Raw genomic sequence first — 24,853 nt, forward strand, 5'->3', positions numbered from 1 at the left:
CGTCCGGTCGGTCAGCCGGTGCGGAGGCGCTCCCACAGCGCGTCGGCCTGCGCGACCGTCTCGGCGAGAGCGCCGCCGGTCTCGATCACCACGTCGGCGATCGCCAGACGCTTCTCGTCGGACACCTGCGCGCCGATGCGCTCGCGGGCGGCAGCCTCGTCCATGCCCCGCAGCTCGACCAGCCGACGCAGACGCTCCTCCGCCGGGGCATGCGCGACCACGATCAGGTCCCACGGGTCGTCGACCCTCGCCTCCACCAGCAACGGCACGTCGTACACCACCACCGCGTGCGGATCGGCGGCGAGCGCGTCCGTGAAGCGGCGCTGCGACTCGTCGCGCACGGCGGGGTGCACGATCGCGTTCAGCTGCGCCAGCTGCTCCGGGTCGCCGAACACCCGCGCGCCCAGCGCCGGCCGATCCAGGGAGCCGTCCTCCGCGATGACCTCCGGGCCGAACACCTCGGCGATCCGCTCCAGCACCGGCGACCCGGGCGCCTGCACGTCGCGCACGATCGCGTCCGCATCCACGATGATCGCTCCGTGCTCCGCGAGACGACGGGCGATGGTCGACTTCCCGGAGGCGATGCCACCGGTGAGGGCGATGAGGGGCATGACGTCAGTCTAGGTTCCCCGCCACGGGCCTCAGCGCGCGAGCAACTGCCGTCGCGAGCTGATCACGCCGGTGTCGAATCCCGCGAGATGCAGTCCGCCGTGGAAGCGTGCGTGCTCGATCTTGATGCACCGGTCCATCACCACCGCGAGCCCCGCGGCCTCGGCGATCGTGGCGGCCTCCTCGTTCCACGACCCGAGCTGGAGCCACAGGGTCGAGGCCCCCGCGTCGATCGCCTCCTGCGCCACGCCCGGCAGGTCGTCGTGGCGACGGAACACGTCCACGATGTCCGGCCGCACGGGAAGGTCCGCGAGGGAGGCGTAGACGGGCTGTCCGAGGATCTCGGTCTCCCGCGGGTTCACCAGGTACACGTCGTAGGCCGTGCTGGACAGCAGGTAGGTCGCGACGAAGAACGACGCCCGTGCCGGGTTGTTCGACGCTCCGACGATCGCGATGGTCCTCGCCCGGCGGAGCAGCGCGAACCGCTCCTGCTGCGTGGGCCCCGTCCACGTGCGACCAGGGGCGGGCGCGGCCGCGGGAAGGGCGCAGCTCTGCCCGTCCGCGGGCGCCGCCGGAAGAGCGCAGGCGTCGCCGGTCGAGGTCGTGGCGCTCATCGGGTGACTCCCGTCGCGATGGTGAGGGCCTGATCCAGGTCCCAGAGGATGTCGTCCGCGTCTTCCAGCCCGACCGAGATGCGGATCAGATCGGGACGCACCCCGGCGTCCGCGAGCTGCTCCTCGGTGAGCTGGCGGTGCGTGGTCGAGGCCGGGTGGATCACCAGGGTCCTGGCGTCGCCGATGTTCGCCAGGTGCGACGCGAGCTGCAGGTTCTCGATCAGCTTCTCCCCCGCGGCACGCCCGTCGTCCGCGGCCACCCCGAACGCGAACACGGAGCCGGGACCGAGCGGGAGGTACTTCGCCGCACGCTCGTGATGCGGATGATCCTCCAGACCCGCCCACGTGACGTAGGCGACCCGCGGGTCGGATGCCAGCCAGTCCGCGACGACCCGGGCGTTGGCGAGGTGCGCGTCGATGCGCTGCGGCAGCGTCTCGATGCCCTGCAGCAGGGTGAACGCCGACTGCGGGCTCAGCGCCGGCCCGATGTCGCGCAGCTGCTCGGAGCGGAGCTTGGTGAGGAAGCCGTACTCGCCGAAGTTGTCCCACCACCGGATGCCGCCGTACGACGCGACGGGCTCCGTCATCTGCGGGAACTTCCCGTTGCCCCAGTCGAAGGTGCCCTTCTCGATCACGACACCGCCGAGGGTGGTCCCGTGGCCGCCGAGGAACTTGGTGACCGAGTGGATCACGATGTCCGCACCGTGCTCGAGCGGACGCGCCAGGTAGGGCGTGGCGAGCGTCGCGTCCACGACGAGCGGGACGCCCGCCGCATGGGCGACCGCGGCGAGACCCTCGATATCCGCGATCTCGCCGGAGGGGTTGCCGATCATCTCGACGTACACGACCTTCGTCTCCGGACGGATCGCCGCGGCGAAGTCGACAGGGTCGGTCGAGGCGACGAACGTGGTCTCGACGCCGAAGCGGCGCAGGGTCACGTCGAGCTGCGTCACCGTGCCGCCGTAGAGCTGTGCCGCGGCGACGACGTGGTCCCCGGCCCCGACGAGGGCCGCGAAGGTGAGGAACTCCGCGCTCATGCCCGAGGCGGTCGCGACGGCCCCGATGCCGCCCTCCAGCGAGGCCAGGCGCTCCTCGAGCGCGGCGACCGTGGGGTTGCCGATGCGCGAGTAGATGTTGCCGTACTTCTGCAGAGCGAACAGGTTTCCGGCGTCCGCCGCGTCGTCGAACACGAACGACGTTGTCTGGTAGATCGGCACCGCCCGTGCGCCCGTCGATGCGTCCGGCGTGCCGCCGGCGTGCAGGGCCCTGGTGCGGAACCCGAAGCGATGTTCTTCCGTCATGATGTCCTCAGTTCGGCGGCGGAGAGCACGTCGGCGATGTCGTCGACGGCCCACGGGTTCTGCAGCGAGGTGGTGTCCCCGAGGGGGCGGGGCACTCGACCGGCTCGACGGTCGTGCTCGGCCTCCCACAACTCTGCCAGCAGTCGGCGCATGATCTTGCCGGAGCGGGTCTTCGGCAGATCAGGCACGACGACGATGTGTCGGGGCTTCGCGACCGGGCCGATCGCCCGTGCGACCTGCTCGCGCAGCGTGGCCGGTTCGACCTCCGCCCGGCCGGACGGGGTCACGTACGCCACGACGGCCTGTCCGGTGACGGCGTCCGGCACTCCGGCCGAGCCCGCCTCGCCGACGGTGTCGTGGGCCACGAGGGCGGATTCGATCTCGATCGTGGAGAGCCGGTGACCCGACACGTTCACGACGTCGTCGAGCCGGCCGAGGATCCAGATGTACCCGTCCGCATCCCTCGTGGCTCCGTCACCCGCGACGTAGTAGCCGCCGTGCTCGCCCCGGCCGGCGTACGCCGACCAGTACGCGTCGCGATAGCGCTGCGGGTTGCTCCACACCGTCCGCGCCATGCCGGGCCACGGCCGCCGGACCACGAGCGTGCCCGACTGACCGGCGGCGACCTCGTCGCCGTGCTCGTCCACCACGGCCACGTCGATGCCGGGCAGCGGGACCGAGGCGGAACCCGGCTTGAGCGCCGTCACCCCCGGCAGCGGCGCGATCATCGCGGCCCCCGTCTCCGACTGCCACCACGTGTCGATCACGGGCAGCTCATCGCGGCCGAAGGCGCGGCGGAACCACACCCAGGCCTCCGGGTTGATGGCCTCGCCGACCGTGCCCAGCAGACGCAGCGAGGACAGGTCGTGACCCGCGGGGAGGTCCGCGCCGAACCAGGTCATGAACGTGCGGATGAGCGTCGGGGCCGTGTAGTACACAGTGACGCCGTACCGTTCGATGATCTCGAGGTGCCGCTCGCGATGCGGGGCGTCCGGCGTGCCCTCGTAGATCACCTGCGTCAGACCGTTCGACAGTGGCCCGTAGATCTCGTACGTGTGCGCGGTGACCCAGGCCAGGTCGGCTGTGCACCAGTGCACGTCGTCCGGCTTCGCGTCGAAATGCGCCCAGTGCGCCCAGCTCGCGTGCGTCAGGTAGCCGCCGGACGTGTGCACAAGCCCCTTGGGCTTCCCGGTGGTGCCGGAGGTGTAGATCACGAAGAGCGGATGCTCCGCGTCGAACGCCTCCGCGTCGTGGACCGGCGAGGCCGTGTCGACCACGTCGTGCCACCACACGTCTCTGCCCTCGGTCCACGGCACGTCCTGGCCCGTGCGGCGCAGCACGAGGACGTGCTCCAGGGTGTCCAGGCCCGCTGCCGCACGGTCGGCGGTGGATTTGACCTCGGTCGCGGCACCGCGGCGGAAGTGCCCGTCGCTGGTGACGAGGAGCTTCGCACCGGTGTCCTCGAGCCGGAAGCGCACGGCCTCCGCCGAGAACCCGCCGAACACGAGCGAGTGGACGGCGCCGATGCGCGCACACGCCAGGGTGACCACCACCGTCTCCACGAGCACCGGCAGGTAGATCACGACCCGGTCGCCCGCGCCGATGCCGAGCGCCGTGAGGGCGTTCGCGGCGCGGGACACTCGGCGCAGCAGGTCGGCGTACGTTACCGACTCCCGGTCGCCGGGCTCGCCCTCGAAGTGCAGCGCGACCCGGTCTCCGCGGCCCGCGGCGACATGGCGGTCGAGGCAGTTCACGGCCACGTTGAGCCGTCCGCCGACGAACCACCGCGCGGCGGGAACGCGCCCGTCGATCGGGGGCTCCCACTCGTGCGCGGTGTGCCACGGTGCAGACCACTCCAGCCGCCGTGCGGCTTCCTCCCAGAACGCGGTGGGGTCGGCGGCCGCCCTGGCGTAGGCCTCGGCGGTCACGTTGGCATCCGGGAACAGCGGTGACGGCGGGTAGACGCGCGTCTCGTGCAGCCGGGCCTCGGTCGCGGTCACGTCCATCGCCGCAGCAGGTACTTCTCGACCAGCGCGAGCACCCCGTTGGTGAGGGTGCCGAGCAGGGCCAGCAGCACGATCGACAGCAGGATCCGGTCCACGCGGCCGCTGTTCTGGGAGTCGGTCAGCAGGAAGCCGAGCCCCATCGACGACGCGATGAGCTCCGCAGCGACGAGGAACAGCCACGCCTGAGCCAGGGCGAGCCGCAGTCCGGACACGACGGAGGGGATCACGGCGGGCAGCTGCACCACCCGGAACAGCGACCATCCGCGCAGGCTGAACGAGCGGCCGGCCTCGACCAGCTGCGGATCGACGTGTCGCAGGGCCGAGGCGACGGTGGTGTACACGGGGAAGAAGGCACCGATCGCGATCAGGGTGACCTTCGACTCCTCGCCGATCTGCATCCACAGGATGAGCAGCGGCACCCAGGCGAGCGAGGGCACGGCCCGCAGCGCAGCGAGCGTGGGACTCAGCAGCACGTCGCCGAGGCGCGAGAGACCGACGATCCCGGCGACCGCGAGACCGATCACCGAGCCGATCGCGAAGCCGAGCAGCACGCGCTGCACGGAGATCGCGATGTGCGTCCACAGTTCTCCGCGCTGTGCGAGTTCGACACCGGCCGTCACGACCGAGGCGGGTGCGGGCAGCCGGTAGGGCGGCACGATCCCGGTCGCGGTCACGTACTGCCAGGCGCCGAGGATCAGCAGCGGGAGCACGAGCCCGGCGATGACCCGCACGGCCGGGCGGTTCCACCCGTGCCCCGCGCCGGTCGGACGCCGGTGCTCGCCCTTCGCGACGTCGAGCGCGTCCCGCGAGTCCGCCGGGACGATCACCCGCTGGTCGAGATCGGTCACTCGTCCCCGACCGCCTTCTTCGCGAACGTGTCGTTCACGATCGACGAGAGCGCCTTGTCGACCGACGCCTGGCCTCCCTGCACGTCGCCGGACTCGGCGAGCACGGGCGCGATCTTCTCGAGCACCGCGAGCTGGTCGTCTCCGGGGATGCCGCTCACGTCGAGGTTCGAGCGCTCCTGGATCACGGTGGTGGCGACCTCGACGTCGATGCCCGCGACCTCCGCGAGCAGCGCCGCCGTCTCCTCGGGGTTCTGCAGAGCCCACTCGCGCGCCTGCTCGTAGGCGTCGACGACGGCCTGGGCGAGGTCGGGGTGCTCGGTGAGGAAGTCCTCCGTGGCGTTGAGGAAGCCGTAGGTGTTGAAGTCGACGTTGCGGTAGACGAGCGTGTCCCCCGACTCGACCTCGGCGGCTGCCATGATCGGGTCGAGCCCGGCCCACGCGTCCACCGAGCCGCCGTCGAGCGCGGCGCGACCGTCGGCGTGCTGCAGGTTCTGCACCTCGACGTCGGACAGGGAGAGGCCCGCCTCGTCCAGCGCCTGCAGCAGGAAGAAGTAGGGGTCGGTGCCCTTGGTGGCCGCGACCGAGGCGCCCTTCAGGTCTTCGACCGAGGTGATGTCGCTGTCGGGTCCGACGACGATCGCCGACCACTCCGGCTGCGAGAAGATGTCGATCACCTGGATGGGCGAGCCGTTGGCGCGGGCGAGCAGCGCCGCGGATCCCGCGGTCGAGCCGACATCGACCGAGCCGGAGCGGAGCAGCTCGTTCGCCTTGTTGGAGCCGGCGGACTGCACCCACTCGACCGTCACGTCGTCGCCCAGGATGTCCTCCAGGATCCCCTGGTCGCGCACGACGAGGCTGAGCGGGTTGTAGGTGGCGAAGTCGATGGAGAGGGTGTCGGACGACCACTCGGCGTCGGCCGCCGGTGCGGTGTCGGTGTCGGTGTCGGCGGTCGCATTCTCGCCCGCGACGCAGCCGGTCGCGACGAGCATCATCGTCCCGGCGAGCGCGATCGCGGGGATGATTCGGCGGGTGATGGTGCTCATCGGGTCTCCTCGGTGCTGCGGTGGTGGGTGTCGACGCCGAGTCCCTCGAGGAGGTCGGCGCGCAGGTCGGCGAGGCCGCGGTCGGCGCGGTCGCGGGGTCGGGCTCCCGGCACCTCGATCGTGCGGGCGACGGAGGCGTGGTCGTGGTCGCCGAGGGTGCGCAGCAGCAGCACGCGGTCGGCGAGGTAGAGGGCCTCTTCCACGTCGTGCGTCACGAGGAGCACGGTGGTGGGCTCGGCTGCGTGGATCTTCAGCAGCAGGTCGTGCATGCGCAGGCGCGTGAGGGCGTCGAGCGCGCCGAAGGGCTCGTCGAGCAGCAGCACGGAGGGGTTGCGGGCGAGGGCTCGCGCGAGGGATGCCCGCTGCGCCATGCCCCCGGAAACCTCACGCGGGCGCTGATCGGCGGCATGGTCGAGTCCCACCAGGTGCAGCAGCTCCTGCACGCGCGCGCGTCCCGCTCGACGCCCGGTGCCTCGCGGCAGGCCGAGCTCGACGTTCTGTGCGATCGTCCGCCAGGGCAGCAGCCGCGGCTCCTGGAAGGCGACCGCGGTGCGCTCGTCCACGTCGGCGACCGCGGTGCCCCCGATGCGGATGCTGCCGCGGCTCGGCGCATCGAGTCCGCCCACGAGACGCAGGAGAGTCGACTTGCCGCACCCGGAGGGGCCGACGACGGCGACGATCTCCCCCGCGCGGATGTCCAGGTCGATGCCGCGCAGCACCCGGCGGGTGCCTCGTGCGATCGGGAAGGACCGTTCGACGGCGTCGAGTCGCACGTCCTGCGCCGTCGCTGCGGTCGTCGTGACGTCGGCGGTGCGCGACGCGGGCAGCAGGGCGGTCATAGGCCCATGCTGGCGGAGCGGCTCTTGTGTTACGAATGCGGTCGTAATGTTCCGTCACGCAGCGGATCGCCACCGAATCCGGTACGCGAAAAGGGCCGCCACACCCGCCCGGAGGCGGGGTGACGGCCCTTCTCGGAATGTTACTTAGGAGTTGCCGCCCGAGAGCTTCTCGCGCAGAGCGGCGAGAGCCTCGTCATCGGCGAGCGTGCCGGCACCGGCCGACTCGCTCGAGAAGGACTGGCCACCGAAGTCGTCGCCGGCCGCAGCCTCGGCCTCGGCCGCCTTGGCGACCTGAGCCTTGTGCGCCTCCCAGCGAGCCTGGGCCGCAGCGTACTCCTGCTCCCATGCCTCGCGCTGGGCGTCGAAGCCTTCCTTCCACGCACCGGTCTCGGCGTCGAAGCCCTCCGGGTACTTGTACTCGCCGTTCTCGTCGTACTCGGCGAGCATGCCGTACAGGGCCGGGTCGAACTCGGTGCCGTTGGGGTCGACCGACTCGTTGGCCTGCTTCAGCGACAGCGAGATGCGGCGACGCTCGAGGTCGATGTCGATGACCTTGACGAAGACCTCTTCGCCGACCGACACGACCTGCTCGGCCAGCTCGACGTGCTTGCTGGAGAGCTCGGAGATGTGGACGAGGCCCTCGATGCCGTCTGCGACGCGCACGAACGCACCGAACGGAACGAGCTTGGTGACCTTACCCGGCGTGACCTGACCGATCGCGTGGGTGCGGGCGAAGACCTGCCACGGGTCCTCCTGCGTCGCCTTCAGCGACAGGGAGACGCGCTCGCGGTCGAGGTCGACCTCGAGGATCTCGACGGTGACCTCCTGGCCCACCTCGACGACCTCGGAGGCGTGCTCGATGTGCTTCCAGGACAGCTCGGAGACGTGCACGAGACCGTCCACGCCGCCCAGGTCGACGAACGCACCGAAGTTGACGATCGACGAGACGACACCCTTGCGGACCTGACCCTTGTGCAGGTTGTTCAGGAACGTGGTGCGCGACTCCGACTGCGTCTGCTCGAGCAGCGCGCGGCGGCTGAGGACGACGTTGTTGCGGTTCTTGTCGAGCTCGAGGATCTTCGCCTCGATCTCCTGGCCGAGGTACGGCGTGAGGTCGCGCACGCGGCGCAGCTCGATGAGCGACGCCGGGAGGAAGCCACGGAGGCCGATGTCGACGATGAGTCCACCCTTGACGACCTCGATGACCGTACCGGTGACGACGCCGTCGTTCTCCTTGATCTTCTCGACGTCTCCCCAGGCGCGCTCGTACTGGGCGCGCTTCTTGGAGAGGATCAGGCGGCCTTCCTTGTCCTCCTTCTGGAGAACGAGGGCCTCGACCTGGTCGCCGACGGCGACGACCTCGTTGGGGTCGACGTCGTGCTTGATCGAGAGCTCGCGCGAGGGGATGACGCCCTCGGTCTTGTAGCCGACATCGAGGAGGACCTCATCGCGGTCGATCTTGACGATCGTGCCCTCGATGATGTCGCCGTCGTTGAAGAACTTCAGGGTCTTCTCGACCGCGGCCAGGAAGTCCTCAGCAGATCCGATGTCGTTGATGGCGACCTGCTTGGTGGCCGGGGCGGTCGTTGCGGTAGTCATGTAGTGGGTTGTCCTTGTTGAATGGATACTCGGGCTGGAAGCGCGGCCGCGCACGGCCGACAGCATGCTTCACAGCGGTTGGATTGTGATTGTTCGGCACCTGGGCATGCGCATGCACGCCACGAGTGACGATTCAGGCTATCAGAAGAAGCGATCCGCCCGCGAGCGGAGGGTTCGCCGCTCCCCTGTGGACAACCGTGACGCCCGACCCCGCATTCCCCGTACCGTGACCGGGTGATCCCGTCATCCACCATCCGGCTCCGAGCGACGCTCACCGCCGCACTCGTCGCCACGCTCCTCAGCCTCGCCGCCTGCGCACAAACCCCGCACACGACCCCGAGCCCCACCGCCACCCCGCTGTTCGCGAACAAGGAAGATGCCTTCGCCGCCGCCGAAGCAACGTATCGCGCCTATCGGGATGCGGCGAACGAGACCGTCCTCAGCGACGCAAGCACCTTCGAGCCCGTCTTCGTCTGGCTGCGATCCGACGCACTAGCAGCGTCCAGGAAGTCCCTCACCAACTACAACGCCGAGGGCGTTGCTCGCATTGGCGAATCGTCCTTCGACACGTTCACGCCTGTTGCCTACGATGGGACGTCCATCATCGCGCGACTCTGCTTCGATGTGTCGAACGTCGAAGTCGTCAACTCGGCTGGGGTGTCCGTCGTCGCGCCGGACCGCCCACTACGACAGCCACTTCAGGTGGAACTTCGTCGTGCCGACACCAGCACCGGGCTCGCGATTTACTCGAGCGTCGCGACCGAAGAGCTCTCGTGCTAGTTCGGGCGCGCATCACAACAGCACTGCTGTTGGTAGCCACCGGAGCCGCAGGCGCCGTAGCACCGCCGCCCGCTGACCCGGAGAGCGGGTTGACCGCGAACGTCTCGGGAGACGTCCTCACCGTGTCGGCGTCACAGACTCGTCCCGGCGCATCCCCCGTCGAAGCCACCCCCGACGCACGCCACACGGGCACGCCCCGTCGCTACCCCCGCCCGGACCAGAACCGTCAGTCCGACGTGTGCGCGGGAATAGCCGATGAACGATGCCGCGCCACGGCTCCTCAGACTCCTCCCGCACCCCGGCCTGCTGCCCCGGGTCCCGCGCTCACGATCACCGATGTCGCCGAGTTCGCGCCGTACCCGGCCGCCACCAGCGCCGAGCCGTCCAACATCGGCGTCGCCGGACTCCCCACGAACTTCCTCACCCCCACCGCCCCTCCGGCCCGCACCGGCACTCTCCTGGGCACGCCCATCACCGTGCGCTTCACCCCGGTCCGCTACGACTTCGTTTACGGCGACGGCACGACCGCATCCACCACGACGCCGGGACTCCCGTGGGCCGCGCTCCGTCAATCCCAGCTCACCCCCACCCCCACCAGCCACGTGTACCGCGCCCGCGGCACTTACACCGCCACCACCGCCGTCCACTACACCGCCGAGCTCGACACCGGCAGCGGCTGGGTGCCCCTCCCCGGCGAGCTCACCATCCCCGGGCCCGGCCAGGCCATCCGCATCTATGAGGCCACCACAGCGCTCGTCCGTCACACGTGCACCGAGCAACCCACCGCCCCCGGCTGCTGACCCGTGCGCACGCACGCTCTACCCTGAAGCCATGCCCCGCGCCGAACGCCTCATGCTGCTCGACACCGCCAGTCTGTATTTCCGCGCCTTCTACGGCGTGCCCGACAACGTGACCGCCCCGGACGGCTCCCCCATCAACGCCGCGCGCGGACTGCTCGACATCGTCGCGAAGCTCATCACCCTGTATCAGCCGACGCACGTGGTCGCCTGCTGGGACGACGACTGGCGGCCGCAGTGGCGCGTCGACCTGATCCCGAGCTACAAGACGCACCGCGTGGTGGAGGTCGTGGCCGGTGCGCCGGACGTCGAGGAGGTGCCCGATCCCCTCGAGGCGCAGATCCCGCTCATCCGCGAGACCCTCGCCGCCATCGGGATCCCGATCGTCGGTGTGGCCGAGCACGAGGCCGACGACGTGATCGGCACCCTGGCGACGCACGCATCCATGCCGGTCGACATCGTGACGGGCGATCGCGACCTCTTCCAGCTCGTCGACGACGCCGCCGACGTCCGGGTCATCTATACGGCGCGCGGCATGAGCAACCTCGAGGTGGTCACCGACGCCACCGTCGTCGCCAAGTACGGGGTGCTCCCGTCGCAGTATGCCGACTTCGCCACGATGCGAGGGGATGCGTCCGACGGCCTCCCCGGCGTCGCCGGGGTGGGCGAGAAGACGGCGGCCACGCTGCTGGGGGTGCACGGCGACCTGGTGGGGATCCGGGAGGCGGCGGAGGCGGGTGAGGGCATGAGCGCAGGGGTGCGCGCCAAGATCCTCGCAGCGACGGCCTACCTCGACGTCGCACCGACCGTCGTGGCCGTGGCGACGGATCTCCCGATCGCCACACCGGACGTCCCCCTCCGTGCCCTGTCGGAGAGCGAGGTCACGACGGCGACGGCACTGGCGGAGAGGTGGAACCTCGGCGGCTCGATGACGCGGGCGGTCACCGCGGTGACGGAGGCCGGACGCGCAGCGACCGAGGAGTGAGCGTCACTCCGCCCAGGCGAGCAGGCGGGACAGACCCCAGGTGGTGACGATGCGCGACGCGGGCACTCCCGCACGCTCGGCGCGTTCGGCACCGTAGTCCAGCAGCGAGAGCTGTCCCGGCGCGTGGGCGTCGGAGTCGATCGAGAAGAGACACCCGGCTTCCAAAGCGATCGCGATCAACTCGTCGGGTGGATCCTGTCGCTCCGGTCGCGAGTTGATCTCCACGGCCACGCCGTTTTCGGCACAGGCGGCGAAAACCGCCGCAGCGTCAAAGGCCGACGGCGGGCGCGTCCCCCGGTCGCCCTGCACGAGCCGGCCTGTGCAGTGACCGAGCACATTGACGCGTGGATGCGAGACGGCGGCGATCATGCGCGCGGTCATGGGCCTGGCGTCCATGCGCAGCTTCGAGTGCACGGAGGCGACCACGATGTCGAGTTCCCGGAGGAGATCGTCGTCCTGGTCGAGAGACCCGTCTTCGAGGATGTCCACCTCGATGCCCGCGAGCAGCGTGAAACCGTCGCCAGACTGCGCCCGCACGAGCGGCATCTGCACCCGCAGCCGTTCGGCGGAGAGGCCACGCGCCACCCGCAGACGCGGCGAGTGATCGGTGATCGCCTGATACTCGTGCCCCTGGGCTCGAGCGGCGGCGGCCATCACCTCGATGGATGTGGTGCCGTCCGACCAGTCGGTGTGGGCATGCAGGTCGCCGCGCAGTCGGCCCCGCAGCTCCGAGACCCGCTCGGGTTCGACCTCGCCGCGCAGCTCTACGAGGTACTCGGGGATGCGGCCCTCCTGGGCCTGGCGGATCACGGCGAACGTCGACTCCCCGATCCCCCGTGCGGCGCGAAGCCGGGTGGGGTCGTTCCGCACGTCCTCGGGGAGATCCTCGAACGTGGCGGCTGCCTGTCGGAACGCCTTCGCCCGATACCGCGATGCCCGCTCGCGCTCGAGCAGCGAGGCGATCTCGAGGAGGGCGTCGACGGGCTCCATGGTCACTCCTCGACGGCGGCCAGTTCGCGGCTCGCACCGATCCACGCGTCGAGCTTCGCGAGGGCCCGCCCGTCGTCCACCGCCGCGGACGCGCGAGCGTATCCCTCACGCAGACGCTCCAGGATCGGCCGCTGCACCTGCGTGGCGTCCTGCGAGAGCTCGAACGCGACGATCCCGGCCGCGGCGTTGAGCAGCACGATGTCACGCACGGGCCCGGTCTCACCCGCGAGCGTGCGTCGCAGCACGTCCGCGTTGTGCTCGGGCGAGCCGCCGATCAGGTCGGCGAGGTCGGCGAGCGGGATGCCGAGGTCGCGCGGATCCAGGTCGTGCTCGTGGATGTCGCCTCTGGTCACCTCCCAGATGCGACTGTGACCGGTCGTGGTGAGCTCGTCCAGCCCGTCGTCTCCGCGGAACACGAGGGCGGTGGCGCCGCGGGTGCGGAAGACGCCGGTGATGAGCGGGACCCGCTCCATCTGCGCCACCCCCACCGCGTTCGCTTCGGCTCGTGCGGGGTTGCAGAGCGGGCCGAGCATGTTGAACACGGTCGGAACGCCGAGCTGCGCGCGCACAGCTCCCGCGTGCTTGAAACCGGGATGGAACGCCCCGGCCCACGCGAAGGTGATCCCGGTCCGGTCGAGGATCGAGGCCACGGCAGCGGGGTCCAGCGAGAGCTCCAGGCCGAGCGCGCCGAGCACGTCGGAGGAGCCGGATGCCGAGCTCGCAGCGCGATTGCCGTGCTTGACGACAGGGACTCCGGTGGCGCCGATGATGATGGCCGCGGTCGTGGACACGTTGACGGTCCCGACGCGGTCGCCGCCCGTTCCGACGATGTCGAGAACGTCCGGCGAGACCGGGAGAGGAACGGCCGCCTCGAGGATCGCGTCCCGGAAGCCGACGATCTCGTCGATGGTCTCCCCCTTGGCCCTGAGTGCGATGAGGAACCCCGCGAGCTGCGCCTCGGTGACCGAGCCCGACATGATCTGGCGCATCGCCCAGGTGGATTCCCAGACGCTGAGGTCCCGACGCTCGAGGAGGGTGGTGAGCACATCGGACCAGGTCAGGGATTCAGCCATGTGTGCGATCCTATCGGCGCGGAGAAAACGTGCAGATCGATCCGCGCTTCCGCGCAGACGGGTGTCGACCGCCGTTTCCCGCGGATTCACCGATGATTCGCAGTGATCTCTTAGGGTCCCCTAAGTCCCTGACGAGGGATTCGACGGCCGTGGGTGCAAGAATCACGTCCGCGGATCGGCCATAATGGAGGGGTGACGACCTCAGCGACGTATGCCCCGGCGGCGAGAACGATCAAGCGGCCCAACCCGGTAGCTGTCGGCACCATTGTGTGGCTCGGCAGCGAGGTGATGTTCTTCGCGGGACTCTTCGCGATCTACTTCACGCTCCGCAGCACTTCACCCGAACTCTGGGCCGACCGTACCGAGCTTCTGAACGTGCCGTTCGCGGCCGTCAACACGGCGATCCTCGTTCTCTCGTCGTTCACGTGCCAGATGGGCGTGTTCGCAGCCGAGGACCTCCAGCCCTACCGCATCGCGAAGGGCCAGAAGAACGGCGCCGGTCGCCGTCGCCTGTTCGGCTGGGGCATGGTCGAGTGGTTCTTCCTCACCTTCGCCCTCGGCGCGATCTTCGTCTCCGGCCAGGTCTGGGAGTACGCGCAGCTGGTCGCGGAGGGCATGCCCATCCAGGCCGACTCGTACGCCTCGGCCTTCTACCTGACGACCGGCTTCCACGCCCTGCACGTCACCGGCGGTCTCGTCGCGTTCCTCCTCGTCATCGGCCGCGCGTACGCCGTCAAGAACTTCCGGCACAAGGAGGCGACGTCCTCGATCGTGGTGTCTTACTACTGGCACTTCGTCGACGTCGTCTGGATCGTGCTGTTCTTCGTTATCTACTTCCTGAAATAAGAGCGGAGCTGATCCCCGAGATGGCACGAGAGAAGAAGCGCCGTTCGAGCGGTCGTCGCAGCCCACTGGCGGCGGCCGCGCTCATCGGAGCTGGACTGATGATCACGGGCGCCGTGTACGCAGGAGCGTCCGCCGCCTTCGCGGCCAACGACGCCCCTAGCGCGGCGACGCAGTTGACGGTGGAAGACGGCGAGAAGCTGTTCCAGGCGAACTGCGCCACCTGTCACGGCCTCGACCTGCAGGGCACCCCCAACGGACCGAGCCTCTACGGCGTCGGCGAGCTGGCTGTGGAGTTCCAGGTGTCGACCGGCCGCATGCCGCTGCAGATGCAGGGCCCGCAGGCACCGCAGAAGGAGCCGCAGTTCACCGAGGAGCAGATCCTCGCGATGTCGGCCTACGTGCAGTCCGAAGCCCCCGGTCCGACGTTCCCGTCCGACCGCATCCTGGACGGCGAGGGAGACGTCGCGCACGGTGCCGAGCTCTTCCGCGTCAACTGCGCGATGTGCCACAACGTCGCGGCCGCCGGTGGTGCTCTGACCGAGGGCAAGTACGCCCCCGCGATCACCGAGACCAGCGCGCTGCACATCTATGCCGCCATGGTCACCGGCCCGCAGAACATGCCGGTCTTCGGCGACATGAACCTGTCCGACGAGGACAAGCGCGACATCATCTCGGCCCTGCTCTTCCAGCAGCAGTCGGTGCAGATCGGTGGCTTCTCGCTGGGGTCGCTCGGCCCGGTTTCCGAGGGCCTGTTCGTGTGGATCTTCGGTATCGGCGCTCTGGTCGCCATCACCGTGTGGATCACGGCGAAGTCCAACTGACGCATATTCATCGAAGAGGAACGTACGAGGAGCACCATGGCACACGACGACGACTCGCAGGCTCTTGACAGGGCCTACCAGCCCTCTCCGGGGCTGGGTGTCGCAGTCAGCGATCCCGTGCAGAACCCCGGGCTGCCGCCGCACCGCGAGCGGATGACCGATAAGGACCCGCGCGCTGAGAAGGCTGCGGTCCGTACCGTCTACACGCTGTTCTACCTGTCGCTCGCTGGCAGCATCTGGGCGGTCGCCGCCTACATGCTGTTCCCGATCGAGAGCGGCGCGCTCATCGACATCCGGCAGAACAACCTCTTCATCGGTCTGGGCATCGCTCTCGCGCTGCTCGCCCTCGGCATCGGCGCGATCCACTGGTCGAAGGCGCTCATGTCCGACAAGGAGCACGTCGAGCTGCGCCACCCCACGCGGGGCAAGGACTCGACGCGCGAGGCCGCCATCAAGGCGTTCGCCGACGCCAACGAGGAGTCCGGATTCGGCCGCCGCACCATGATCCGCAACTCGCTGTTCGCGGCGATCGTGGCGTCGATCATCCCCGGAGTCACGCTGTTCCGCGGTCTCGCACCGCATTCCACGCCGGACGACCCGACCAAGGGCGACCCGGTGGCGCTGCTGAAGCACACGATGTGGGACAAGGGGATGCGCCTGGTGCGCGACCCCGACGGTACGCCGATCCGCGCCGCCGACGTCACGCTCGGCTCTGCCTTCCACGTCATCCCCGAGGACCTCGCCGAACTCGGCCACGACGAGGGCTACCTCGAGGAGAAGGCCAAGGCCATCGTGCTGATGATGCGCCTGCGGCCCGAGCAGCTGATCGAGGCCGAGGATCGCAAGGACTGGTCGTACGACGGCATCGTGGCCTACTCCAAGGTCTGCACCCACGTCGGCTGCCCGGTGGCTCTGTACGAGCAGCAGACGCACCACCTGCTGTGCCCGTGCCACCAGTCGCAGTTCGACGTCACCGACCACGCGAAGGTCATCTTCGGGCCGGCCGCCCGTCCGCTTCCGCAGCTGCCCATCACCGTGGATGACGAGGGCTACCTCATCGCACGCAGCGACTTCACCGAACCCGTCGGCCCGAGCTTCTGGGAGCGCCATTGAGCACCGCAACGCTGTCCAAGGACGAGAAGGACACCAAGGCGCCTCTCGGCGGCCGCTTCGTCGGCGCCGCATCGAACTACATCGATGAGCGCACCAGCCTCTCCGGCTTCGTCAAGGAGCTCGGTCGCAAGATCTTCCCCGACCACTGGTCGTTCATGCTCGGTGAGATCGCCCTGTGGAGCTTCGTCGTCGTGTTCCTCTCCGGAACCTTCCTGACGTTCTTCTTCCAGGCCTCGATGGTCGAGACGCACTACACGGGCGCATACGCTCCCATGCGCGGAATCGCGATGTCCTCGGCTCTCGAGTCGACGCTGCACATCTCGTTCGACCTGCGCGGTGGCCTCCTGGTCCGCCAGATCCACCACTGGGCTGCGCTGGTCTTCATCGCGGGTATCGGCGTGCACATGCTGCGGGTGTTCTTCACCGGCGCGTTCCGCAAGCCGCGCGAGCTGAACTGGGTGATCGGCTTCGCGCTGTTCATCCTGGCGATGGCCGAGGGCTTCACCGGCTACTCGCTCCCCGACGACCTGCTCTCGGGCAACGGCCTGCGCATCATCGACGGCATGATCAAGGGCCTGCCCCTGATCGGCACCTGGACCTCGTTCCTCCTCTTCGGCGGCGAGTTCCCCGGCACCGACATCGTCGGCCGTCTCTACACCCTGCACATCCTGCTGCTCCCGATGCTGGTGATCGCCTTCATCGTCCTGCACCTGATGCTCATGGTCATCAACAAGCACACGCAGTTCGCCGGCCCCGGCCGCTCGAACGACAACGTCGTGGGCTACCCGATGATGCCGGTGTACATGTCCAAGATGGGTGGCTACCTGTTCATCGTCTTCGGCACCATCGTGCTGATCGCGACGTTCTTCCAGATCAACCCGATCTGGAACTACGGCCCGTACGACCCGTCCCCCGTCTCGGCGGGTACGCAGCCCGACTGGTACATCGGGTTCGCGGACGGCGCGCTGCGCCTCGCCCCGTCGAACTGGGACATCGTGTTCCTGAACCACACGTGGTCGTTCGGCATCCTGGCTCCGGTCGCAGTGCTCGGCCTGTTCATCGTGATCGTGGCGATCTACCCGTTCATCGAGGCGTGGGTCACGGGCGACAAGCGCGAGCACCACATCGCCCAGCGTCCCCGCAACGCGGCCACGCGCACGGCGATCGGTGTCGCGGGCGTCATCTTCTACGCCGTGCTGTGGGCGGCGGCATCGTCCGACCTCATCGCGACGCACTTCATGCTCACGATGGAGGGCGTGATCCACACGCTCCAGGTGCTGCTGTTCCTCGGCCCGATCATCGGCTACTTCGTCACCAAGCGCATCTGCATCGCGCTGCAGAAGAAGGACCGCGAGATCGTGCTGCACGGCTTCGAGTCGGGCCGCATCGTCCGCCTCCCCGGTGGCGAGTACATCGAGGTGCACCAGCCGGTCGACAAGTACGACCGCTGGAAGCTCATCGACATCGACGGCTACGAGCCCCTCGTGGTGCGCCCGAACGCCAAGGGCCGCATCCCGTGGACGGAGAACCTCCGTTCGGCGATGTCGCGCTGGTTCTTCGAGGACCGTCTGGCTCCGCTCACGCAGGCCGAGGTGGACGCCGCCGATGCACACCAGCACCACGTCACGGCGGACAACGAGGCGGCCGAGGCCGCGGAGATCCAGGGCGCTCACGAGCGCGCCGGCTTCCCCGACGCCCCGCTCACCGTCGACGAGACTCACGTCGACGAGACGCCGAACACGCCCAGCACAGTGATCTCGACCGAGCCCGTGAAGCGTCCGCGCAAGAAGAAGTCGGAGGACGACGAGTAGTCGCCACTCCCCCGCTGAAGGCCCCGTCTCGTCGGACGGGGCCTTCGTCGTCTCACCGATGAGAGGATCACTTCATGTCATCCAGTGCTCGGTCAGCTCGCTCGCGCGCGCTTTCGCCCCGACGCGCGCTCCATCTCGCCGCTGAGTCTGCCGCCGGTCCCCACGTCGCTGCTGGCCCCCTCGCCGGTCCCCACGGCGCTGCTGGATCCCTATTCCTCGACGATCTCAACGACGCCGGAGGACCCGTCACCGCCGCCTCTACAGCCGCAGCTCCCACCGGCAGCACTCACGTCGTCGCTCCTGGACCCCTCGCCGGTCCCCCCGCCGCCGCCGGGCCCCTTGCCCCCGCCGCTCCCCCTGACGGCACTCACGCCGGCGCTGCTGAGCCCATCGCCGAAGCCCGTACCGACATCCACATCGTTGGACATGGAGCCCGTGACGTGCACCCCTGGTTCGCGTCTGTCACGCGGTCCATGCCGAACCCATCGACCCCTGCATCGGCCACGACCGACCCGTTCCCGATCACGCTCGACATGGGGCACGCGGCCCAGGATGAAACGACACGGAGCACCCCCGCGGTCATCGGCTCGGCGGCGTCGCTATGACACGCGTGCGTATCCGGCCGGCGGAGCCGCAGGACATCGCGGCTCTGGAGGAGATCGAGCTCGCGGCCGATCGCCTCCTGGTCGAACGCTTCCGCGCGCAGGACTGGCCGCCCGCGGCGACGGCGGCCGAGCGCGCCGCCCATGACGGCTACGTCCTGGTCGCCGAGGTGGTCGATTCGCGCCGTGCCGCGCATCCCGCCCGCTCTGCGCTCACCGTCGTCGGCTTCGCCCACGTCCTGCAGATCGACGGAGATGGGCATCTCGAGCAACTGTCGGTCCACCCTGATCATGGTCGCCGGGGTATCGGTCGGCAGCTGGTGCATGCCGCGCTGGACGAGAGCGTTCGACGGGGGAATCAGCGCATCACTCTGCGCACCTACGCCGAGGTTCCCTGGAACGCCCCGTTCTACGCCACGTGCGGGTTCGCCGTGAGCACTCCCGATACGCCGTTCCTCGAGTCCCTCGTGAGCATCGAGCACGCCCTCGGGCTGGACGCATACGGAACGCGCGTGCAGATGACGCGGCGCCACTGACAGCGGGGGCCAACGGCAGAATCCGCACGACCGACGTCCGTCTCACTGCGCCACGCGGCCACAGCGGGAACTAGCGTGGAGACATGATCTCGCGCTCCGACTACTTCGCCGCCAAGCTCGCCTATGAAACGGATCCCGCCGACGTGCACGCCGCGCGCACCGCGGGCGAACAGCTCGTCGTGGTCGATGTCCGGTCCTCGGAGGCGTGGATCCAGGGGCGCGTGACGGGCGCGGTTCACATGCACCACAGTGAGATCGCCGCCCGGGCGCCGCAGGAGATCTCCCCCGACGCCGAGGTCGTCGTGTACTGCTGGAGCCCCGGCTGCAACGGCGGTACGCGGGGCGCGGCCGAGTTCGCCAGCCTCGGGTATCGGGTCCGCGAGATGATCGGCGGGTTCGAGTACTGGGTGCGAGAGGGCTACCCGGTCGAAGATGCCGATGGCGTGCACCACCGCCCCGTCGATCCCCTCACCGGGATTCCACGGATCCGCACGCGCGCCTGAACGCCGCGCTCACACACACGGGAAAGGCCCCCCGGAACGATCCGGGGGGCCTTTCGCAGGTACAGCGCTCAGCGGGCGAAGTTCCCGCGGTAGTACTCGTAGACCCAGCCGACGATCGCGACCACGAAGATCGCGAGACCGATCGGCAGGAGGAAGTGCCCCACCGCGAGCCCGACAACGAACACGCCTGCCGAAGCGGCGAGCACGAGCGGCCACCACGACCACGGGCTGAACTCTCCGAGCTCGGGGTCACCGTCGTCGATGTCGGAGGTCAGGATGTCTTCCGGCAGCTCACCGTTCTGCGCCTTGTGGGTGCGGTCGAGGTAGAACGCGACCATCGCTCCCATGAAGGCCGAGAAGAACAGCGCCACGGTGCCGACCCACTCGATCTGATTCACGAGCGGCAGGCCGGGGTGGGCGAGGATGTTCCAGCCCGTGTAGACGACGCCCACAAGGGCGAAGAACGCGGTCAGGACCCACCAGATGATGACGTTATCGCGCATGACTCAGTGGCCCTCTCGCTCGCCGGGTGCGGTGGTCGCGAACTCGGCCGCCTCCGGGTGGTTCAGGTCGAACGCGGGACGCTCGCTGCGGATACGCGGGATCGACGTGAAGTTGTGCCGCGGCGGCGGGCACGAGGTCGCCCACTCGAGCGAGGCGCCGTAACCCCACGGGTCGTTCACCGTCACCTTGGGCGCCTTGCGCGCGGTGATCCAGACGTTCAGGAAGAACGGCAGCATCGAGGCGCCGAGGATGATCGCGCCGATCGTGGAGACCTGGTTCTGCCAGGTCCAGCCATCAGCCGCCGAGTAGTCCGCGTAGCGACGCACCATGCCGTCCACACCCAGCCAGTGCTGGATCAGGAAGGTCATGTGGAAGCCGACGAACAGCATCCAGAAGTGTACGTAGCCCAGACGCTCGTTGAGCATGCGTCCCGTCCACTTGGGCCACCAGAAGTAGAAGCCCGCGAACATCGCGAACACGACCGTGCCGAACACCACGTAGTGGAAGTGCGCCACCACGAAGTACGAGTCGCTGAGGTGGAAGTCCAGCGGCGGGGCCGCGAGGATGACACCGGTCAGACCACCGAAGACGAACGACACCAGGAAGCCGAGCGCGAAGACCATCGGGGTCTCGAACGTGACCGACCCTCGCCAGAGCGTGCCGATCCAGTTGAAGATCTTCACACCGGTCGGGACGGCGATGAGCATCGTCATCAGCGCGAAGAACGGCAGCAGCACCGAACCGGTGACGTACATGTGGTGCGCCCACACGGCGACCGACAGCGCGGCGATCGCGATCGTCGCGTACACCAGCGTCTTGTAGCCGAAGATCGGCTTCCGGCTGAAGACCGGGAAGATCTCCGAGACGATGCCGAAGAACGGCAGCGCGATGATGTACACCTCGGGGTGGCCGAAGAACCAGAACAGGTGCTGCCACAGGAGCACACCGCCGTTGGCCGGGTCGTAGACGTGAGCGCCGAGGACGCGGTCGGCGGCGGCGGCGAAGATCGCGGCCGCGAGCACCGGGAACGCCATCAGGATGAGCAGGCTGGTGATCAGCGTGTTCCACGAGAAGATCGGCATGCGCCACATGGTCATACCCGGGGCACGCATCGTGATGATCGTGGTGATGAAGTTCACCGCACCGAGAATCGTTCCGAAGCCGGAGATGCCCAGACCGAGCATCCAGAGGTTTCCACCGGCACCCGGCGAGAACGAGGCGTTGGCCAGCGGCTGATAGGCGAACCAGCCGAAGGAGGCGGCACCCTGCGGGGTGAGGAAGCCGGCGACGGCGATCGTCGACCCGAAGAGGAACAGCCAGAACGCGAAGGCGTTGAGACGCGGGAAGGCGACGTCGGGCGCACCGATCTGCAGCGGCAGGATCGCGTTGGCGAAACCGGCGAACAGCGGCGTCGCGAACATCAGCAGCATGATCGTGCCGTGCATCGTGAACAGCTGGTTGTACTGCTCCTTCGTCGGGATGATCTGCATGCCCGGCGCGAAGAGCTCGGCGCGGATGACCAGGGCCATCACGCCGCCGAGGAGGAAGAACAGCACAGACGCGATCAGGTACATGTACCCGATGGTCTTGTGGTCGGTGGAGGTGATCCACTTGACGACGATGTTGCCCTTCTGCTCCACACGCGAGGAGCTCATGAGAGCCGCCTGACGTGCGGGCAGAGTGGTGGGACGGGAGCGGGGTGCCTCGTCGGTGCGAGGAGCTTCAGTGGTCGACATGACTTACTCCTCTCCTTCCTCGGTGTCGGTCTTCCCGGAGGTGCCGGGGAGGTTCGAGAGACGGTCGTACGCGTCGGTGATGTCGCCCGTGTTGCCCTTCTCCTCGAGCGACTCGAGGTAGGCGTCGTACTCCTCCTGGGAGACGACCTTCACGTTGAACAGCATCATCGAGTGGTACTCACCGCAGAGCTCGGCGCACTTGCCGGCGTACTCGCCCTCGCGCGTCGGGATGAAGGACCAGGAGTTGTCCTTGCCGATGAACATGTCCTTCTTGTACAGGAAGTCGATGATCCAGAAGGAGTGGATCACATCGCGCGACTGAAGGTTGATCGTGACCTTCTTGTCGACGGGGAGCACCAGCGTCGGGAGCTCGGCCTTGTCGATGTTGCCCTCGGCATCGGGCTGGGCCTGGATGCCCATCGTCCAGACCGTGTCGTCTTCGGTGTCGCCGTTGTACTGGAAGTCCCACGCCCACTGCTTGGCGATCGCGGTGATCTCGACGTCGGGGTTGTCCCACTTGGTCTCGATCTCGGTCTGGTCGCGCGCCGTGAAGAAGAACATGCCCAGCACGAGGATGAGCGGCACGATCGTGTAGAAGATCTCGATCGGCATGTTGTAGCGCATCTGCACCGGGAGACCGGTCTGCCCCTTGCGCCGGCGGTACGCGATCGCGGCCCACGCCATGAGGCTCCAGGTGATGACGCCGACGGCGAGAAGAACGATCCAGGAGTTCACCCAGAGCGACGACACGCGCTCCGTCTGGTTGGTCGCTGCCGGGCCACCCTCCACGAAGCCCGGAAGAAAGCCGTTCAGCTCGGTGGGAGTACATCCCGCCAGAGCCACAGCTGCCACGACTCCCACAGGGAGTGCGGCCCAACGAAGGCGGCGTTTCGAGGGCACGATGCACCTTTCAGATTGCGGACAGGGCACGTTCAAGTCTAGAGCAACCTCACACCCGATTCATGCCATCCACGCAGGTTCCGCACGCGAAACGGCCGCCGTCACGCGAGGTGACGACGGCCGTGGTCCGGAAATCCGCAGATCAGTGGAAGCTGTCTCCACAGGCGCAGCTTCCCGCGGCGTTCGGGTTGTCGATCGTGAAGCCCTGCTCGGAGATCGTGTCCTTGAAGTCGATCGACGCGCCGTCGAGGTACGGGACGCTCATGTTGTCGACGATGACCTCGACGCCGTCGAAGTCGACCGTCTCGTCGCCCTCGAGGAAGCGCTCGTCGAAGTAGAGCTGGTAGATCAGGCCGGAGCAGCCTCCGGGCTGGACGGCCACGCGCAGACGCAGATCGTCGCGGCCCTCCTGCTCGAGAAGGTTCTTGACCTTGGTGGCCGCGGCGTCCGTCAGGCTGACGCCGTGTGCGCGGGTGGTCTCTGCGGACAGGGTGGTGTCGGTCATGTCACTCCTTGGGACGGGCCGCGATACACGGCTTCTGTGACGATTCTACCGCCGCTTCCCGCGACGGGCTCAGAGCTCGACGGCGTTCATCCGTGCCAGCAGCAGCGCCTCGGTCGCGACCGCATGACGGAAGGTGTCCAGGTGCAGCGACTCGTTCGGGCTGTGCGCGCGGGAATGCGGGTCTTCCACTCCCGTCACGAGGATCTGCGCGTCGGGGAACTCGCGGACGAGGTCGGCGATGAACGGGATGGACCCGCCGACTCCCAGGTCGACCGGCGCCACGCCGTAGCCGTCGCGCATCGCGTCGCGGGTGAGCGAGACCGCCCAGCCGCTGGTGTCGACGAGGAACGGGTTGCCCAGGTCGACGTCGGAGAACGACAGTTCGGCGCCGAACGGGGCGTGGGCACGCAGATGCCGCTCCAGCGCGTCATACGCCTCCTGCCCCGTCTGCCCGGGTGCCACCCGCGCGCTGATCACGACGGTGACCTCCGGCAGTAGCGTGTTCGACGCGGCCGAAACGCTCGTCGCGTCGATGCCGATGACGGTCACCGACGGCTTGTTCCAGATGCGGCTCAGAATCGTCCCGTCGCCGATCGGCATCGTGCCGGGAAGGAGACCCGCTTCGTCGCGCAGGGTCGCCTCCGCGTACTCCGGCGTCTCCGCCTCGCGGCTCGTCATACCCTCGACGGCGACCGATCCGTCGGCGTTCCAGAGCGTCGAGAGCAGCCGGACGGTGGCCATCATCGCGTCGGGCACCGCGCCACCGAACATCCCGGAGTGGGACGCGTGGTCGAGCGTGCGGACCTTCATCGTGAACCGTGCGTTCCCCCGCAGCGACACGGTGAGCCCGGGCGTCACCGAATCCCAGTTGCCGGAGTCCGCCACGACGATGGCGTCGGCGCGGAGGGCGTCTTTGTTGTCGGCGAGGAACTGGGCGAACGAGCGGGAGCCGTACTCCTCCTCCCCCTCGATGAACATCGCGATCCCGAGGTCGAGGTCGGCACCGAGAACCGACGACACCGCGCGGATCGCACCGATGTGGGCCATGATCCCCGCCTTGTCATCGGCGGCCCCGCGTCCGTAGAGGCGGCCGTCGCGCACCGTCGGCTCGAACGGCGGGGTCTCCCAGAGGGCGTCGTCGCCGGGGGGCTGCACATCGTGGTGGGCGTAGAGGAGGATCGTCGGCTTGCCGTTGCGAGCAGCGCGGGTCGCGAGCACCGCGGGCTGTCCGTGCTCATCGGCGCCCGGGATCGCGGCACGCAGCACACGCACCTCGTCGAACACCCCCGTGTCCCTGGCCAGCGTCGCGACGGCGTCCGCACTGCGCTCCAGCTGCGTCTGATCGAACGCGGGCCAGGCCATGCCGGGGATGCGAACCAGGTGCCCCAGATCGGACAGCGCGGACGGGATGCCGGTGGCCACGGCCTCGAGGACGGCGGCGTCGGACTCGCTGGGAAGTGCAGGTGAGGTCATGCGAGTAATCTTAAGGTGA

At 68.6% G+C, this 24,853-nt stretch carries 24 protein-coding genes; 9 read left to right on the top strand and 15 right to left on the bottom strand.

Features of this window, described 5'->3' with window-relative positions; genetic code table 11:
* Positions 1-11: 11 nt before the first annotated feature.
* From coaE to rpsA, 8 genes are all read right to left on the bottom strand, one after another.
* Positions 12-611 carry a dephospho-CoA kinase gene (gene coaE, locus ACWH95_RS15635; RefSeq protein WP_136028805.1) on the bottom strand — a complete coding sequence of 200 codons (600 nt, stop codon included), beginning with the start codon at positions 609-611 and terminating at the stop codon, positions 12-14.
* A 30-nt stretch (positions 612-641) separates the two neighbouring features.
* Positions 642-1,223, bottom strand: coding sequence for a CoA-binding protein (locus tag ACWH95_RS15640; protein WP_136028803.1), 582 nt, complete (start codon positions 1,221-1,223; stop codon positions 642-644).
* Complete coding sequence (locus ACWH95_RS15645; RefSeq protein WP_136036535.1) at positions 1,220-2,524, bottom strand: O-acetylhomoserine aminocarboxypropyltransferase/cysteine synthase family protein; 1,305 nt, start codon at positions 2,522-2,524, stop codon at positions 1,220-1,222. Before ACWH95_RS15645 ends, ACWH95_RS15640 begins: the two co-directional genes overlap by 4 nt.
* Entirely contained in the window at positions 2,521-4,530 is a 2,010-nt protein-coding gene (gene acs, locus ACWH95_RS15650; protein WP_136036536.1) for an acetate--CoA ligase, read from the bottom strand. Before acs ends, ACWH95_RS15645 begins: the two co-directional genes overlap by 4 nt.
* On the bottom strand, positions 4,521-5,378 hold the full coding sequence (locus ACWH95_RS15655) for an ABC transporter permease (RefSeq protein ID WP_136028798.1): 858 nt from the start codon (positions 5,376-5,378) through the stop codon (positions 4,521-4,523). Before ACWH95_RS15655 ends, acs begins: the two co-directional genes overlap by 10 nt.
* Positions 5,375-6,421 carry an aliphatic sulfonate ABC transporter substrate-binding protein gene (locus tag ACWH95_RS15660; RefSeq protein ID WP_136036537.1) on the bottom strand — a complete coding sequence of 349 codons (1,047 nt, stop codon included), beginning with the start codon at positions 6,419-6,421 and terminating at the stop codon, positions 5,375-5,377. Before ACWH95_RS15660 ends, ACWH95_RS15655 begins: the two co-directional genes overlap by 4 nt.
* Positions 6,418-7,260, bottom strand: a complete 843-nt coding sequence (locus tag ACWH95_RS15665; protein WP_206253325.1) for an ABC transporter ATP-binding protein — start codon at positions 7,258-7,260, stop codon at positions 6,418-6,420. Before ACWH95_RS15665 ends, ACWH95_RS15660 begins: the two co-directional genes overlap by 4 nt.
* Before the next feature lie 144 nt (positions 7,261-7,404).
* On the bottom strand, positions 7,405-8,859 hold the full coding sequence (rpsA, locus tag ACWH95_RS15670; protein WP_136028795.1) for a 30S ribosomal protein S1: 1,455 nt from the start codon (positions 8,857-8,859) through the stop codon (positions 7,405-7,407).
* 234 nt (positions 8,860-9,093) lie between these two features.
* Between rpsA and ACWH95_RS15675 the strand changes: the two genes are divergently transcribed.
* The 3 genes from ACWH95_RS15675 (at position 9,094) to ACWH95_RS15685 (ending at position 11,421) form a co-directional block, all read left to right on the top strand.
* Positions 9,094-9,639, top strand: coding sequence for a hypothetical protein (locus ACWH95_RS15675; RefSeq protein ID WP_454120942.1), 546 nt, complete (start codon positions 9,094-9,096; stop codon positions 9,637-9,639).
* A gap of 236 nt (positions 9,640-9,875) precedes the next feature.
* A complete protein-coding gene (locus ACWH95_RS15680) occupies positions 9,876-10,439 on the top strand; it encodes a hypothetical protein (protein ID WP_454120943.1) in 564 nt (187 codons plus the stop codon).
* 31 nt (positions 10,440-10,470) lie between these two features.
* On the top strand, positions 10,471-11,421 hold the full coding sequence (locus ACWH95_RS15685; RefSeq protein WP_454120944.1) for a 5'-3' exonuclease: 951 nt from the start codon (positions 10,471-10,473) through the stop codon (positions 11,419-11,421).
* A gap of 3 nt (positions 11,422-11,424) precedes the next feature.
* Here ACWH95_RS15685 and ACWH95_RS15690 read toward each other — a convergent pair whose 3' ends face one another.
* Complete coding sequence (locus ACWH95_RS15690; RefSeq protein ID WP_454120945.1) at positions 11,425-12,411, bottom strand: PHP domain-containing protein; 987 nt, start codon at positions 12,409-12,411, stop codon at positions 11,425-11,427.
* Positions 12,412-12,413: 2 nt separating this feature from the next.
* Entirely contained in the window at positions 12,414-13,484 is a 1,071-nt protein-coding gene (trpD, locus tag ACWH95_RS15695; protein WP_136036543.1) for an anthranilate phosphoribosyltransferase, read from the bottom strand.
* Positions 13,485-13,676: 192 nt separating this feature from the next.
* Here trpD and ctaE point away from each other — a divergent pair, with 192 nt between their 5' ends.
* The 6 genes from ctaE to ACWH95_RS15725 all read left to right on the top strand — a co-directional run bounded on the left by ctaE (position 13,677) and on the right by ACWH95_RS15725 (position 19,716).
* A complete protein-coding gene (gene ctaE, locus ACWH95_RS15700) occupies positions 13,677-14,330 on the top strand; it encodes an aa3-type cytochrome oxidase subunit III (RefSeq protein ID WP_136028789.1) in 654 nt (217 codons plus the stop codon).
* Between the two features lie 20 nt (positions 14,331-14,350).
* Positions 14,351-15,151, top strand: a complete 801-nt coding sequence (gene qcrC, locus ACWH95_RS15705; protein ID WP_136028788.1) for a cytochrome bc1 complex diheme cytochrome c subunit — start codon at positions 14,351-14,353, stop codon at positions 15,149-15,151.
* A gap of 36 nt (positions 15,152-15,187) precedes the next feature.
* The gene (gene qcrA, locus ACWH95_RS15710; RefSeq protein ID WP_136028787.1) at positions 15,188-16,264 is read left to right on the top strand and encodes a cytochrome bc1 complex Rieske iron-sulfur subunit; all 1,077 of its coding nucleotides are present in this window, start codon (positions 15,188-15,190) and stop codon (positions 16,262-16,264) included.
* Entirely contained in the window at positions 16,261-18,075 is a 1,815-nt protein-coding gene (gene qcrB / locus ACWH95_RS15715) for a cytochrome bc1 complex cytochrome b subunit (RefSeq protein WP_454120946.1), read from the top strand. The genes qcrA and qcrB overlap by 4 nt, the downstream gene beginning before the upstream one ends.
* A gap of 601 nt (positions 18,076-18,676) precedes the next feature.
* Positions 18,677-19,213: a GNAT family N-acetyltransferase gene (locus tag ACWH95_RS15720; protein WP_454120947.1), complete on the top strand. Its 537-nt coding sequence runs from the start codon at positions 18,677-18,679 to the stop codon at positions 19,211-19,213.
* 83 nt (positions 19,214-19,296) lie between these two features.
* Positions 19,297-19,716, top strand: coding sequence for a rhodanese-like domain-containing protein (locus ACWH95_RS15725; protein WP_454120948.1), 420 nt, complete (start codon positions 19,297-19,299; stop codon positions 19,714-19,716).
* 68 nt (positions 19,717-19,784) lie between these two features.
* On the opposite strand, the gene ACWH95_RS15730 is transcribed toward ACWH95_RS15725, so the two are convergent.
* From ACWH95_RS15730 to ACWH95_RS15750, 5 genes are all read right to left on the bottom strand, one after another.
* Positions 19,785-20,219 (bottom strand): cytochrome c oxidase subunit 4, encoded by a 435-nt coding sequence (locus ACWH95_RS15730; RefSeq protein WP_025105064.1) that lies wholly within the window; start codon positions 20,217-20,219, stop codon positions 19,785-19,787.
* A 3-nt stretch (positions 20,220-20,222) separates the two neighbouring features.
* Positions 20,223-21,956, bottom strand: coding sequence for an aa3-type cytochrome oxidase subunit I (ctaD, locus tag ACWH95_RS15735; protein WP_205812734.1), 1,734 nt, complete (start codon positions 21,954-21,956; stop codon positions 20,223-20,225).
* Between the two features lie 3 nt (positions 21,957-21,959).
* The gene (gene ctaC / locus ACWH95_RS15740; protein WP_136031360.1) at positions 21,960-22,856 is read right to left on the bottom strand and encodes an aa3-type cytochrome oxidase subunit II; all 897 of its coding nucleotides are present in this window, start codon (positions 22,854-22,856) and stop codon (positions 21,960-21,962) included.
* Between the two features lie 142 nt (positions 22,857-22,998).
* Complete coding sequence (erpA, locus tag ACWH95_RS15745) at positions 22,999-23,361, bottom strand: iron-sulfur cluster insertion protein ErpA (RefSeq protein WP_136031358.1); 363 nt, start codon at positions 23,359-23,361, stop codon at positions 22,999-23,001.
* Between the two features lie 69 nt (positions 23,362-23,430).
* Entirely contained in the window at positions 23,431-24,834 is a 1,404-nt protein-coding gene (locus tag ACWH95_RS15750; protein ID WP_206253306.1) for a dipeptidase, read from the bottom strand.
* Between the last annotated feature and the right edge of the window lie 19 nt (positions 24,835-24,853).

The organism is Microbacterium sp. NPDC055502, assembly GCF_053643635.1.